This window comes from Bacillus sp. NTK074B (assembly GCF_017303375.1).
Classification (GTDB): domain Bacteria; phylum Bacillota; class Bacilli; order Bacillales; family Bacillaceae_B; genus Rossellomorea.
In genome coordinates, this window is the sequence record NZ_JAFKOH010000107.1 from 1 (window position 1) to 265 (window position 265).

1 protein-coding gene is annotated in these 265 nt (G+C 65.3%); it reads right to left on the minus strand.

What is annotated here, in order from left to right; translation table 11 throughout:
• Nucleotides 1-265 (minus strand): AMP-binding protein (locus JI667_RS21610; RefSeq protein WP_206858522.1); only part of this gene is annotated, 265 nt, incomplete at both ends.

Genomic DNA, 265 nt, shown 5'->3' on the forward strand with positions numbered 1-265 from the left:
GACAGAGCTGGCGCCCGCGCGCGTGGCCCGTTCATGAATCTCCGAAAGGGGGCTTCTGAAATCGAGCACCAGGGGCGATGCCCCCAAGGCCCAGAGCGCGAAGATCGCGGCGAACGTGTCGATTTGGTTGGTATTCGCCAGACCCACGACCTGATCTGCGGCAACGCCGAGGTCTGCGAAGGCGGCCCGCAGCGTGCCCAGACGCGCGCTGAAGTCCGAATAGGTGACGGTCTCGGCCCCGGTTTCAAAAAGGATGGCGTCGGGG